Here is a 12,120-nt window from a genome sequence, read left to right on the forward strand (position 1 = left end):
CTCCGCGTCCGGTCCTGGCACTGGACGCGGAGCGCCCGCACTTGCTCCCACGCGGGAGCGTGGGAGCCAGAAGGCAAGCGTCCGATCCTGGGCTCCGCCCGGACTCAGGTCAAGACGCCTTGATCACCGATCTCATCGATGAGCTGGGCAAAGCGACGCTGCCGCTCATCCAGGGACCCGCTATCCTCGTCCGCGTGGATCGTCATGTTCACATAGTCACGCCCGAAGCCGAGGTCGGGGTAAAGCCCCTCGCGCTCCGAGAGCGCGGCGGCCTGATCGAGAAAATCGCGTAGCGCGTCGTAGCTCGCGAACCGGTAGCGGCGCTCCAGACATGCCGGACGCGCCCTCTCTTGCCATTGTTGACTCATCGCTTTTCTCCACCCATCACCTGAAAGATCACCGCAAGGCCCGGCGCCGCGTGGGCGGCTCGACCGGCTGCTCGAGCGCAGCTATCCATTCGACCAACTCCTGGGCGTGGGCCTGCTCCTCGGCGAGCAGGGCCCCAAAGAAGACGCGGTCGTCCCGACTGGCGATCCGCTCGCCATGTCTGGCGGCCTCGCGGTACAGCCCGACCAGCTCCATCTCGAAGACATAGTCGGCCTGGAGCAGCGACAGCAGGTCGCCCCCCACCAGGGCCGGGCGCAGTTGGGACCCGTTCGGTGCCGCGCCGAGCGCCAGCATCCGGGCGATGATCCGCTCCACATGCTGCAGCTCCTCATGGGCCTCCTCGCGCAGCCGCTGAGCCGGCCCGTCCAGCCCCCAGGTCGCGACCAGTCGGGCCTGGGTACTATAGGTCTGGACCGCCGACAGCTCCAGGCTGAGGGCCCGGCCCAGATAGCCCAGGATTCGCTGGTCAGTGCTGTTCTGCCGCATGGGATCGCGTCACCCGGGTGCTGGGTCAGGCGGCCCGCGCCAGGGTCTCGCCGACCCCGCCGGTGGGCAGCACCGGCTCCACCTCGCGGTGGGGGCGGGCGATGATGTGCGCCGCCACCAGCCCGTCGCCGACCCGCTCGCAGGCGTCGGCACCGGCGCGCACCGCGGCGTTGACCGCGCCGGTCTCGCCGCGCACCAGCACCGTCACATAGCCGCCGCCGACGAACTCGCGCCCGATGAGCCGCACCTCGGCGGCCTTGGTCATGGCGTCCGCCGCCTCGATGGCGGGCACCAACCCGCGCGTCTCGATCATGCCCAACGCTATACCATAGATTTCGCTTGCCATCGTCTGGTCTCCACTTTGGAATGTCTTGGTTTGGAATTGCACGCGCCGCACCGCCGGGCGGCGAACCTGACTACCTGATTACCTGATGACGGGATTGTCCGTTCCAGGGAACGGGGTGCCGAGCACCGGCTCCACCTCGCGGTGGGGACGGGCGATGATGTGGGCCGCCACCAGCCCGTCGCCGACCCGCTCGCAGGCGTCGGCGCCCGCGCGCACGGCGGCGTTGACCGCACCGGTCTCCCCGCGCACCAAGACGGTGACGTAGCCGCCGCCGACGAACTCGCGGCCGATCAGGCGCACCTCGGCCGCCTTGGTCATGGCGTCCGCGGCCTCGATGGCGGGTACCAGCCCGCGCGTCTCGATCATGCCCAGTGCGATACCGTAGTGTTCAGTTGCCATCGCCTTGTCTCCTGCTGATTGACTCGATTGATTTGACTGTTTCAAACGGCTGCCGGCGTTGCCGCCGCGGCCGTTGCCGACCCCGCTGGTGCCTGGTCCCGGTCGTCGATGATCCCGCCGATGGTGAGATCGGTGAGAATGGCGAAATCCCCCTGGGCGTAGCGGGCCGCGGACCCGTTGACCGTGAACACCTGGTTGCCGGCCCGCGCCCCGACCGGGTCCGTCGCCACCTGGCGCTTGCCCTTGGCATCGCGCAACACCCGCAGGCTCGCCTGCTTGAGGCCGGCGATGCGCCGGGTGCAGACCAGCGGCCCTTCCACCTCGAACAGGTCCATCACGGGTTCTCCGGCGGCGGCCAGTGGTCGATGATGCCGACGATGGTGAGATCGCTCGGATACTCCTTGCTGCCGGCCGCCTCACGGGCGGCGGAGCTGCCGACGCAGATCACCCAGTCCCCCGGGATGCAGCCGACCGCATCCACGGCCACCGCGCTGATGGCCCCGTCGCGCACCACCTGCAGGTGCCGGTGTTCCAGCCCGGGAATCCGATTGGTCGCGACCAGGGGCCGCTCGACCTGGCAGATCTTCATCGCTCCCCCCCGGCCGGGCGCTCGGCGTTGACGGTGCAGGCCAGCATCTCGATCGGCGCGTCGGCGTGGCAGTCGCGCACCACCTGAAGGATGTGCAGCAGGCCGCGCCCGAAGAGCTCCCCATAGCGCGTCTTGAGTGCCTCGGTCACGCGGCGGCAGTGCCCGACGGCCCGCTCCCGCGCACCCGGTACCTGGCCGTGGTAGTCGAAGCGCACCACCACCGGCGTGGGCAGCCCGCGGCGGACGTTGAGCCCGGTGAAGATCTTGAGGCCCACGTCCAGGTCCACCGTGGCCTCCTCGACGGTGTGGAGGTAGGCGAAATACATGAGGTTGCGCAGTTGGATCTCCTCGAAGCCGACGCCGGCCCCAATGAAACGCTCCGCATGGCCGATGTCGTCGTAGTGCTCGCCCTGATAGGTGCCCACATAGGCGATCTGGGAGAAGTTGTTCACGATCAGCCGCTCGATGAGCCGTGCCATGCCCGCGGCCACCCCGGGCGAGGTGTGGCGCACCGCCTCCTGGACCTCGCGCAGGGCACCGGAGGCGTCCAGCCGGGCGGTCCTGCGGTAGAGCGCCAAGGCCTCCACCGCGCGGCCGAGGTCGATGGCGCCGTCGGCATCCGGCACGTGCACGCGGATCGCGTCCGTGGCGGTGTCCAGGCCGATCAGCAGGAGGTCGATGGAGGCCCCGCAGCAGAAGCTGTTCTCGATGGCCTGCTGGAAACCCCGCAGGCGCTCGAGCCCTGCGGCGGCGGCCTGCGCCGTGTCCGAGCCGTGGGCGGCACAGCCCTCCTGGTCCGGGGCCACCGAGCTATGGTGGTAGACAACCGCCTTCAGATACCGGGTCGGCGCGTCCGCGGTGTTCGGCAGGCCGCGGCGCATGCGCAGCATCTCCACCTCGACCCACTTCTGGATGCTGTCCTCGATGTCGAACAGGGCCCCGGCGTAGGACTTGCGGCGCACCGCCCGATGGGGCAGGCGCAGCACGTAGCGGACCAGGTGGGCCAGGCGGCCGTCCGCACAGGGCGAGAGGTCCAGGGTGTGGAAGCCGCAGGTCTGCAGAAAGCCCTCGAAGCCGCCGTTGAAGAGGGTCTCGTCATCGACCACCAGCGGGTCCCGGGTGTAAAAGTCGTCGCAGAACCGCCGGTAGGTCGCGAAGGTGCACCAGGCGTACAGGCGGCGCAGGTCGAGTTGAGCGACCCAGGCATTCTCCAGGAGGTCCTGCGGCAGCGCGAAGCCGAGCGCCCGCTGGGCGATGGCCTGGGCCTGGGCCTCGAAGTCGGCCTCGTGCTGCAGGGCCGAGAGGCGCTTCAAGGTCGGCACGATGGCATCGAAGGCGGACTTCACCCCCTGCTCATAGTCGTGGAGCCGCGCATTCTCCCCGGCGTGGGCCAGGACGTGACGGGTGGCCAGGCCCGCGGCCGGGCGGGGGCCGGCCACACCGGTGCCGGCGCCGGCACCGTTTGCGCCGGCGCCGACCCCCACCGCGCCGGGGCGGCGCAGCGGTGCGGTGCCGGTGGTCCGGGCGCGGCTGAGTGTTCTGGAGTGAGTGCGCTGCATGACTGTCTTTCCGGGGACGCTCTGATTTCTGTGCCGCTCGTGGTGTTTTCTGGATTCAGGCCTGAGAAGGTCCGTCGATCGGTGTCCGGCGATCCGTGTCTGGCGATCAGCCGCGGGCCCCGCCCGAGTAGGTGACCATCGCTCCCTTGTCGGTGTTGCCGCTGCCGCCCGTGACCTTGCTGACCGGCTCCGGGATGCCCTCGGCACGACTCTTGGCCTTGGTCGCGGCCATGGCCGCGGCCATCGGCAGCCCAAGGGGCTGGGCGCCGCGACGGCTCGGGTTGCGCACCGGGGCCGAGGTCCCCGCGGTACCGGTGACCCGGTCGCCGGGGTCCCAGTCGTCGCCGGTGACCGTGATGCCGTCATTGATGCCCTCCCCGCTGATCCGCGACTTGACCCGACCGTGGACGGTCGGCGGCGCGGCGGACAGGTCAGCCTCCAGCGGGGCGCGGCCGTTGCGCCCGAACCCGGTCTCCACGATCCCGGTGACCTTGCCGCTGGCCATGCCGAAGGGCCCGGTGATCCGACCGCCCTCCAGTGGCGCGCCGGTCACACCCCGGGCCGGTTGGGGCGCGTTGGACGCGTGGGCCGGCGACGCGATGCTGAAGTCGGTCCAGGGTGCGGGCCCGGCGCCGTCGGCCTCGCCGACGCTGGGCAGGGGCTGGGGAAAGTCCGGGCTCCCGGGCTCTGCCGGTTCCGCGGCACACACCGCCAGGACCTGCCCGGCATCGCTGTAGGGGGTGCCGGTGACGGGCTCGCAGGCGCCTTTCGCGTCGCCCGTCATCCGGCCGCCGACGCCGGGCTGGATGCCGGTCATCAGCGGGCGGATGCGGCGCTGGTCAGGCTGCATACGGGCCGCGGCCCGGCTGGCCTGGGTCGGCTCGCAGTAGGCACGGTACTGCTCGACCCCGGCGTAGGGCGTGCCGGTGACGGCCCGGCAGGTGCCGGGCTCGTCGCCGGTCATCCGGGGCGCCCGCCCGGTCATGGTGCCGGTGATCCGCTCGCCGCCCAGGGTGGCGGAGACGCCGACCTTGCGCTCGGTGCGGGCGGGCGTCGCATCGCAGAACTGACCGAACTGCTCCAGGCCGATGTAGTCGTCACCGGTGACGTTGCGGCAACTGCCGGCCTCATCGCCGGTCAGCGCCGGGTGCCGGCCGATCATGGTGCCGGTCACGGTACCGCCGAGCAGGGTCGCGCTGGTGCCGACCTTGGGTGGGGCGGCGCTTGGACCGGCAGCGGGGCTGCCGGGCTGCATGTACTGGGTACCCGTGAGGGAACGGCTGGCACCGACCTCGTCGCCGGTCACCTTACCGGAGCGTCCGACGTTGTTGCCGGTCACGCGCTTGCCGCCGCGGGTCGCGGCACTGTTGGACTTGGCCGGACCTTTTTCAGGCGTGCGGCCGCAGAAGGCCTCCTGCAGATTGGCGCCCATGTACTCGGTCCCGGTCACCTGCTGGCAGGTGCCGGGCTCGTCGCCGGTCACCTTGGTGCTGCGTCCGACCTGGTTGCCGGTCACCGGGTTGCCGCGATTCGTCGGGCTCACGCCGACCCGCCTGGGGGCCTTCGGGGGCTCGCCCTGGCAGAAGTCGCGGAAGATGTCGGCACCCATGTATTCGGTGCCGGTGACGGTGCGGCAGGTGCTGGCCTCGTCCCCGGTCATGTCGCGCGAGCGCCCGACCATGGTGCCGGTCACGGTCTGGCCGTGGGAGGTCTCACTGGCACCCACCTTCCAGGGGGCATCCTGGGCCGCGCCTGGTGCGGCGGCGGTGCGGGCCGACCGCGCGCGCCCGGTGGGTGCGGACTGCTTCCGGCCGGCACCCCCGCGGCGACTGCGCTGCTCGCGCAGCGCCTTGGCCAACTCACGGCCGGACAGCTCCGGATTGGCCGCCCGCGCGGTCTGGGCGGCGCTCAGCCCGGAGGCGCCGACGCCCGCCTTGCCGCGGGAGGACTGGGCCTGGCGGCGCGCGAGCGACGCGGCGCGCCCTGGGTTCATTCGCGTATCGTTGCGGCGGGGCCCGCGCGGCTTGGGCCGCCCGTTGCCGCGACTGGGGGTCGCGGCCCGCGAGAGGCCAACGTCGCTCCCCCCGCGCTCGCTCGTGTCCTTGGCCCCGCAGGAGCAATTCCCGTCCTGGCGTGAAGCCTCCTTGGCGGCGGCCGGCTCGTCCACCGGCTTGGTGCGCTCCCCGTCACGCACCCGATCCTTCCGGTTGACGGCGACTTTGCCCTTGCTGGACATCGCTTTGCGACGGGCGAGCGCCGCGGCGCGGCCGGCGTTGGCGCTGGGGGCTGGCGGTGCAGGCACCGCGGCGCGCCGACTCGCCACCGGGACGCGGCCCGGCTCCGGCGCGATCGGCGGGGCTGAAACCGGTGCCGCACGCACCCTGAGCGACGCCTGAGGATCGCTCGGGCGCTCGGGCTCCCGACGGGTCGGGCCCGCCGCGACGGACTGTATGGCCGCCTTGCCGGCACCCGACAAGGCCTGGCGTCGCGCCTGTGCCAGCGCGCGTCCGCTCATCCCCGTTACGTTGCTCTCTGGTGTCATGTCTTCACCCATCTACTCGAGAACCGCCTCTACTCGAAAACCGCCCAACGCGCTGCCTGAGAACCGGGGGTCCGTCAGGTGCGACCCTCGATGACCACGAACGACACCCCCTGGCTCTGGGTGTAGTTGTCGTAGCCGATGAGGCGCACATGGTGAGTCGGGTAGGCCTGGTGGCAGGCGTCGATCTCGCCCATCACGCGGTCCATGTCCTGCTCGCCGAAGAACGGCAGCTTCCACATGGTCCAGTAGTGATCGGTCGAGCGGCTCGGGTGCTCGTGCTCGATGGCCGGCGTCCAGCCGTTGCCGATCAGATAGGCGATCTGGTCGTAGATCTCGTCCTGCGTCAGCTTCGGCAGGAAGCCGAAGGTTTCGAGGGTTTGGGCGGTCTGGTAGTCGCCCACCGTGGAGTTGGTTCGCATTGAGATAATCCTCGCGGTCGGTTCACTGGGGTTCCGGACTTCGGCTTGAGCGTCAGGCCACGTCGAGCTTGTCGACGGTGTCGAACTCGAACTTGATCTCCTTCCAGGTCTCCATGGCGATGGCAAGTTCCGGGCTGTGTCTGGCGGCCTCGGTCAGGATGTCGCGCGCCTCCTTCTCCAGGTCCCGGCCCTGGTTGCGGGCCTTGACGCAGGCCTCCAGTGCGACCCGGTTGGCCGCGGCGCCGGCCGCGTTGCCCCAGGGATGGCCCTGGGTGCCGCCACCGAACTGCAGCATCGAATCGTCCCCGAAGATGGCCAGCAGGGCCGGCATGTGCCAGACATGGATGCCGCCGGAGGCCACGGCCATGACGCCGGGCATGGAGCCCCAGTCCTGATCGAAGAAGACCCCGCGGGAGCGATCCTCGGGCACGAAGGACTCGCGCAACTGATCGACATAGCCCAGGGTGGACTGGCGATCGCCTTCCAGCTTGCCCACCACGGTGCCGGTGTGCAGATGGTCGCCACCGGACAGGCGCAGACACTTGGCCAGGACCCGGAAGTGGATACCGTGCTTGGGGTGACGGTCGATGACCGCGTGCATGGCGCGGTGGATGTGCAGCAGCATCCCGTTCTTGCGGCACCAGTTGGCGAGCCCGGTATTCGCCGTGAAACCGCCGGTGAGGAAGTCGTGCATGATGATAGGCGAGCCGACCTCCTTGGCGAATGCGGCACGCTCGTACATCTGCTCCGGGTCCGGGGCGGTGACGTTCAGGTAGTGGCCCTTACGCTCGCCGGTCTCAGCTTGCGCCTTCTGAATCGCCTCGCCCACGAACTCGAAGCGGTCGCGCCAACGCATGAAGGGCTGCGAGTTGACGTTCTCGTCGTCCTTCGTCATGTCCAGGCCGCTGCGCAGACACTCGTAGACGGCGCGGCCATAGTTCTTGGCGGACAGTCCGAGCTTCGGCTTGATGGTGGCACCCAGCATGGGGCGGCCGTACTTGTTGAGCCGGTCGCGCTCGAGCTGGATGCCGGCCGGCGGGCCGTTACAGGTCTTGATGTAGGCGATGGGAAAGCGGATATCCTCCAGACGCAAATGACGCAACGCCTTGAAGCCGAACACGTTACCGACCAGGGAGGTGAGCACGTTGACGATCGAGCCTTCCTCGAACAGGTCGATGGGATAGGCCACGAAGGCATAGAAGGACTCGCGGTCCCCCGGCACGTCCTCGATGCGATAGGCGCGGCCCTTGTAATACTCCAGATCGGTCAGCAGCTCCGACCACACGGTGGACCAGGTGCCGGTGGAGGATTCCGCCGCCACCGCCGCTGCCACCTCTTCGCGCGGCACACCGGTCTGACCGGTACACTTGAAGCAGGCGAGCAGGTCCGTATCGAGCGGGACATAGTCCGGGGTCCAATACATGTCGCGGTATTCTTTCACGCCCGCGTCATAGGTCTTAACAGCCATGAGCGACTCCTGATTCGGTTGCTGGGTTGGCGGAGACGAAATTATTCCTGATGTTGGGCGTAGCATAGATAACCGGTAACCCGGACATCCAATACATATTTCGTTCGATAGCCATAGACTCTGATCTATCTGCGCCGCGCCGGGCCGCCCCGGGGGCCGCGTGGTGCGGTCTGCGCCGCGTGCCACGGGTTCGGGGTCTGACCATCATCGGCGCAAAAACTTACGCTAAGCCCCTTCCTGCGGTCTCAGGAATTTCGCGGCGACACGAGTTTCCGGGGGCGTGCGCGACTTCGACGCCGGGCGCAGGCACAAAAAAGGCGGCTCGCGCCGCCTTGTTGGCCTTGATCGTCGTTCCGGCCGCAGGGGACAGGAGGTCGAGGCTTTAGCCGGTCGACGGCGCGTCAGCGCGCCCCGGGTCCGGCTAAAGCCTCGACCTCCGGTGTGAAACCTCGGGGCAGCGGCCGAAACGATGATCAAGGCCCCTTGTTCAGGTCCACGCGGTCCCCGCTTACCCGCCCAAGCCACCCAAGGCGTAGGGGACGAGGGGCATCAGGCAGATGGCAGCCGCGAACCACAGGGCAGTGTTGGTCTTGGAGCGGATGGTTTCGTCACTCATGTCGGATATGGGCGAGGCCGAACCGGACGCGGCGGCTTGGCGGTGCCGGAGGCAGCGGCAGCACACCACCGGGTTCACGGTGCCCATCCTGGGCGAGGCCGTCACGCACTGGGTCAACCCGGTGTCTGCGCCAGTCGGCGCAAATCGTCGCGGTTGTGCGCCAGGCGATCGATGCGCTGCACCGGCGCCGTGTCGTACGCAAGCACGAGGCCCGGCAAGGTCTCGGATTGTTGGAGTTACCTTCGGCAACGATCCGAAGGTGTCGGGGCAGGTGGAGACCTTGACGGAAACGATGGCTTGCCTTCAAAGCAGCAGATAACTGTGGTCTGTCCCCGGTATCTTTCTGAACGAGTTGCAACTGTTATTGGAGCAGGTGGAAGCGGGACTCAAAGCCAGTGCCGAGCGCCAATCGACATAGCCCCAAGCACATACCCCCATCGCGAGAGCAGGGGATGAGGGGTCACCGGGTCAATCGCCAAGCAACAGGTTCTCGAACGGCAAGTGACTCTTCCAGCGATAGGTCCGGAAGTCGCGCTCATCGGTAGACAGAATACGCCCATGACCCAGATGCTCCGCGAGCAGCACCAGCGACGCATCGGCCAGGTCCATGGGAAGATCGGCGTATTTTTTCATGAGTCGTTCGATCTTCGCCGCGTGGGTCGCGTTCAGCTCGAACACCTCGAACAACCCCTGCCGGTATTGCTCGATAAATCTGATCTGCGCCCGCCCCCCGGCCCGCGCGAGCAGCAGATGGCAGGCTTCCGCCATGACGGCGCAGGTGGTCACGAGTCGCTCGCCTTGCAGGGACAATGCGGCCAACCGCCGTTTGGCAATGTCATGGTAGTCGTCTTTGGGATGGGCCAAGGCCACCCACAGACCGGTATCAGCGATGACCATGCTTGGTTTCGAGAATCGCGGTCAGATCAGTCTTGTAATCACGGGAAAAATTAGTTGCCTCGGTGTCGGCGCAGCCGATGAAGTCCGATTCCAGGAGTGCCGCTATTGGGTTGGCGAGCGGATTAACTGGCTGAGTCGTTGGGAATCGGTCGCGGCGAGTAGTCGGCTGGGGATGGTCTTCGCGTGCGGGACTCCGCGATTGGATCAAGGTGCGCAGACCAAGCTCCAGCAACTCGGTATCGGAGCTGACGCCGGTCAACTGGCGGGCCTTGCGGATCAGTGCAACGTCGATGGTCAGGTTGGATTGCATAGCGGCTGCGCCTGGCGCACGGTGTCAGGTGAACGATCAGGGTTGGTAGCAGTGTGAGTCTAACAGATGGGGGACGAAGTGCCTGCGCAGCAACCGGCCGCCCGACGGCCTGGGGGGTGGCACCGGGGCATCGCGCGGGTGCCGATGCCGTCGGCGCCGGTGGAGAGGAGCCCGACACCCCGGTGCCGGACTCCCCGCGGGGCTACCTGATCGACCGGGTCTTAACTGCGCCAGGGCTTGGTCGGCGCGCACCCGAACGCCCGAACTTCTGCCATGAACCGCTCCATGTTCTCCCGCGGCGTCTCGCCCGGCCGCCCGAGGTCGGCCCGTGCCCCCGACCGCACGGTGATTGCGAGCAATGCCGGGCCGGGCTCGGTCCGGAACGCCCGCAGTCGGGCCGCGAGCGCCGTGGCCGTGTCGACCCGCTCGGCGCTACGATATCCGCAGGCCATCGCCAGCGCTGGAAGGTCGACCCGTTCCCCGCAGGTCGGCAGCCCGCCCACCGAGTCGTGGGTGCCGTTGTCGATGACCAGATGCAGCAGGTTGGTCGCGCCGCCTTGATGTGCGCGACCAGATCGTTCAGGGTGGAGTCGGGGACACCGCAGAAGCGGCGGATACCGGCACTGTCCAAGGCGGCGTAGAAGTCTCTGACGTTCAACATCTCAGCGCCCTCCCTCGATCAAGCGGATGACCTCGCGGATCGGCAGGCATTGCCCGTCGGCCTCCAAGGCCCGGCCGTGTCTCAGGATGGACTCCGCGGTGCTCCGCATCGCTTGGTAGGCCGCGCGGAGCAGCTGGTTGGCGTAGATGACGATCCGAAACCCTGCGTCGGCCAGTTCGCTTTCGGTTACCTGGCTGTAGGCAGACGGCACTGCCACCAACGGGGCGCGGTGGCCATCGGCCCGGTAGCGGGCGCAGAAGTCGAAGACCGGGGCCGGGTCGCGGGCCGCGCTGTGGATCATGATCCCGTCCGCACCGGCATCCAGATAGATGCGGGCGCGCGCGATGGCGTCGTCCACCCCGTGGTCCAGGATCAGCGACTCGATGCGGGCGATGACCATGAAGTCACTGTCGCGCTGGGCCGCCTTGCGACCGCGATCTTCTCGGCGAAGGCCGCCGGGTCCTCCTGGTGCTGCTCGACCTCGTTACCGTAGAGCGAGTTGCGCTTGGCACCGGTCTTGTCTTCGATAATCACCGCGGACACGCCGCAGAGCTCCAGCCGTGGCACGTCCAGCGCGAAGTGCTCGGTGAGGCCGCCGGTGTCGGCGTCGTAGATGATCGGCTTGTCGCTAACGGCGCGGATATCGCCCAGCCCACCCATGCGGTCGCTGGAGGCGACATATTCGGTATCCGGCTTGCCGCGAGAGAGTGAGTCGGTCAGGCTGCCGCTCCACAGAAAATCGAAGCGGGCCGCGCGCCCGTTGTGCGCCGCCACCACACGTTCGGCGATCAGCGCGGCCAGGGGGTTGTGCGCCTCGATGCCGCGCAAGTAACGGCGTTCTGCAAGCAGGTCGCGCAGGGTCTCGCGGCGAAACTCGTCGCTGCGGTCGTTGGTTTGGATTCGATTGGTCATGTCGTCGGCCCTCAACGGGATGCCGGAAGACCGCTTGCAGCGGTGTTGGCCGATCCCGTGAATCGGGCGGGTCAGGCCGCCCTCTCAACTGAGCACACCGGTGCCCGGTTGCTCATGGGCCTCGGGGGCCTCGGGGGCCTCGGGGGCCAGGAACTCCTCACCACACTGGTCTTGGCCATGGCCGCCAGCGTGGAGGCGGTGCGACCAGATCGCTCGGCACCGCGCAACATGAAGCCGGCCAAGATTCAGGGTATCAAGGATCGTCAAGACAGGGGGCGCCCCGCGGCGCCGATCCCGGGTAGTAGCGGGCTGTCTCATGGTTGACCCAGCCGCGATGCGGCGCTGACGTGTCCATGTCGCCAAGATTAAGCTCCACGAAGGTTCAGCGTCTGAGAGGGTATAGACAAAATTAAGTCGTTGTCGTCATGCGTCGTAGAAGGATCCGCGCCTCAGTGAGCCAGACCCAGGCTTCGGACACGCACAGCAGGCGATCATGGTGCATGATCAAACGGCGTGCGCGCTCGTTCCA

General features: G+C 68.2%; 12 protein-coding genes and 2 pseudogenes. All 14 read right to left on the reverse strand.

Translation table 11 applies throughout. The features are described from left to right. Positions 1-104: 104 nt before the first annotated feature. Positions 105-368: a 4a-hydroxytetrahydrobiopterin dehydratase gene (locus QZY48_RS30280; RefSeq protein WP_295437613.1), complete on the reverse strand. Its 264-nt coding sequence runs from the start codon at positions 366-368 to the stop codon at positions 105-107. 28 nt (positions 369-396) lie between these two features. Beyond that, the gene (locus QZY48_RS30285; protein ID WP_295437615.1) at positions 397-873 is read right to left on the reverse strand and encodes a ferritin-like domain-containing protein; all 477 of its coding nucleotides are present in this window, start codon (positions 871-873) and stop codon (positions 397-399) included. Between the two features lie 25 nt (positions 874-898). Beyond that, on the reverse strand, positions 899-1,219 hold the full coding sequence (locus QZY48_RS30290; RefSeq protein WP_100922723.1) for a BMC domain-containing protein: 321 nt from the start codon (positions 1,217-1,219) through the stop codon (positions 899-901). A gap of 78 nt (positions 1,220-1,297) precedes the next feature. Then, positions 1,298-1,618: a BMC domain-containing protein gene (locus QZY48_RS30295; RefSeq protein ID WP_100922722.1), complete on the reverse strand. Its 321-nt coding sequence runs from the start codon at positions 1,616-1,618 to the stop codon at positions 1,298-1,300. Positions 1,619-1,659: 41 nt separating this feature from the next. Next, positions 1,660-1,953 (reverse strand): carboxysome peptide B, encoded by a 294-nt coding sequence (locus QZY48_RS30300; protein WP_295437619.1) that lies wholly within the window; start codon positions 1,951-1,953, stop codon positions 1,660-1,662. Continuing rightward, positions 1,953-2,207 (reverse strand): carboxysome peptide A, encoded by a 255-nt coding sequence (locus QZY48_RS30305; protein WP_100922720.1) that lies wholly within the window; start codon positions 2,205-2,207, stop codon positions 1,953-1,955. The genes QZY48_RS30300 and QZY48_RS30305 overlap by 1 nt, the downstream gene beginning before the upstream one ends. Continuing rightward, positions 2,204-3,766 (reverse strand): carboxysome shell carbonic anhydrase, encoded by a 1,563-nt coding sequence (locus QZY48_RS30310; protein WP_295437622.1) that lies wholly within the window; start codon positions 3,764-3,766, stop codon positions 2,204-2,206. Before QZY48_RS30310 ends, QZY48_RS30305 begins: the two co-directional genes overlap by 4 nt. Positions 3,767-3,872: 106 nt before the next feature. Beyond that, the gene (locus QZY48_RS30315; protein WP_295437624.1) at positions 3,873-6,308 is read right to left on the reverse strand and encodes a CsoS2 family carboxysome shell protein; all 2,436 of its coding nucleotides are present in this window, start codon (positions 6,306-6,308) and stop codon (positions 3,873-3,875) included. A 74-nt stretch (positions 6,309-6,382) separates the two neighbouring features. Beyond that, positions 6,383-6,727: a ribulose bisphosphate carboxylase small subunit gene (locus tag QZY48_RS30320; RefSeq protein WP_295437627.1), complete on the reverse strand. Its 345-nt coding sequence runs from the start codon at positions 6,725-6,727 to the stop codon at positions 6,383-6,385. A 52-nt stretch (positions 6,728-6,779) separates the two neighbouring features. After that, entirely contained in the window at positions 6,780-8,195 is a 1,416-nt protein-coding gene (locus tag QZY48_RS30325) for a form I ribulose bisphosphate carboxylase large subunit (RefSeq protein ID WP_295437631.1), read from the reverse strand. 1,084 nt (positions 8,196-9,279) lie between these two features. Continuing rightward, positions 9,280-9,708, reverse strand: coding sequence for a PIN domain-containing protein (locus tag QZY48_RS30330; protein ID WP_295437633.1), 429 nt, complete (start codon positions 9,706-9,708; stop codon positions 9,280-9,282). Next, on the reverse strand, positions 9,695-10,018 hold the full coding sequence (locus tag QZY48_RS30335) for a type II toxin-antitoxin system VapB family antitoxin (protein WP_295437634.1): 324 nt from the start codon (positions 10,016-10,018) through the stop codon (positions 9,695-9,697). The genes QZY48_RS30330 and QZY48_RS30335 overlap by 14 nt, the downstream gene beginning before the upstream one ends. A 662-nt stretch (positions 10,019-10,680) precedes the next feature. Further along, a pseudogene (gene aepX / locus QZY48_RS35150) lies at positions 10,681-11,591 on the reverse strand (phosphoenolpyruvate mutase). A 409-nt stretch (positions 11,592-12,000) separates the two neighbouring features. After that, a pseudogene (locus QZY48_RS30350) lies at positions 12,001-12,120 on the reverse strand (IS5/IS1182 family transposase); the annotation flags it as partial.

The organism is uncultured Thiodictyon sp. (genome assembly GCF_903828115.1).
In the GTDB taxonomy this organism is placed as follows: Bacteria; Pseudomonadota; Gammaproteobacteria; order Chromatiales; family Chromatiaceae; genus Thiodictyon.

Excerpts from the sequence above, each read along its gene's own strand:
- QZY48_RS30280 (WP_295437613.1), bottom strand. The coding sequence starts at position 368 with ATGAGTCAACAATGGCAAGAGAGGGCGCGTCCGGCATGTCTGGAGCGC.
- QZY48_RS30285 (WP_295437615.1), bottom strand. The coding sequence starts at position 873 with ATGCGGCAGAACAGCACTGACCAGCGAATCCTGGGCTATCTGGGCCGG.
- QZY48_RS30290 (WP_100922723.1), bottom strand. The coding sequence starts at position 1,219 with ATGGCAAGCGAAATCTATGGTATAGCGTTGGGCATGATCGAGACGCGC.
- QZY48_RS30295 (WP_100922722.1), bottom strand. The coding sequence starts at position 1,618 with ATGGCAACTGAACACTACGGTATCGCACTGGGCATGATCGAGACGCGC.
- QZY48_RS30300 (WP_295437619.1), bottom strand. The coding sequence starts at position 1,953 with ATGGACCTGTTCGAGGTGGAAGGGCCGCTGGTCTGCACCCGGCGCATC.
- QZY48_RS30305 (WP_100922720.1), bottom strand. The coding sequence starts at position 2,207 with ATGAAGATCTGCCAGGTCGAGCGGCCCCTGGTCGCGACCAATCGGATT.
- QZY48_RS30310 (WP_295437622.1), bottom strand. The coding sequence starts at position 3,766 with ATGCAGCGCACTCACTCCAGAACACTCAGCCGCGCCCGGACCACCGGC.
- QZY48_RS30315 (WP_295437624.1), bottom strand. The coding sequence starts at position 6,308 with ATGACACCAGAGAGCAACGTAACGGGGATGAGCGGACGCGCGCTGGCA.
- QZY48_RS30320 (WP_295437627.1), bottom strand. The coding sequence starts at position 6,727 with ATGCGAACCAACTCCACGGTGGGCGACTACCAGACCGCCCAAACCCTC.
- QZY48_RS30325 (WP_295437631.1), bottom strand. The coding sequence starts at position 8,195 with ATGGCTGTTAAGACCTATGACGCGGGCGTGAAAGAATACCGCGACATG.
- QZY48_RS30330 (WP_295437633.1), bottom strand. The coding sequence starts at position 9,708 with ATGGTCATCGCTGATACCGGTCTGTGGGTGGCCTTGGCCCATCCCAAA.
- QZY48_RS30335 (WP_295437634.1), bottom strand. The coding sequence starts at position 10,018 with ATGCAATCCAACCTGACCATCGACGTTGCACTGATCCGCAAGGCCCGC.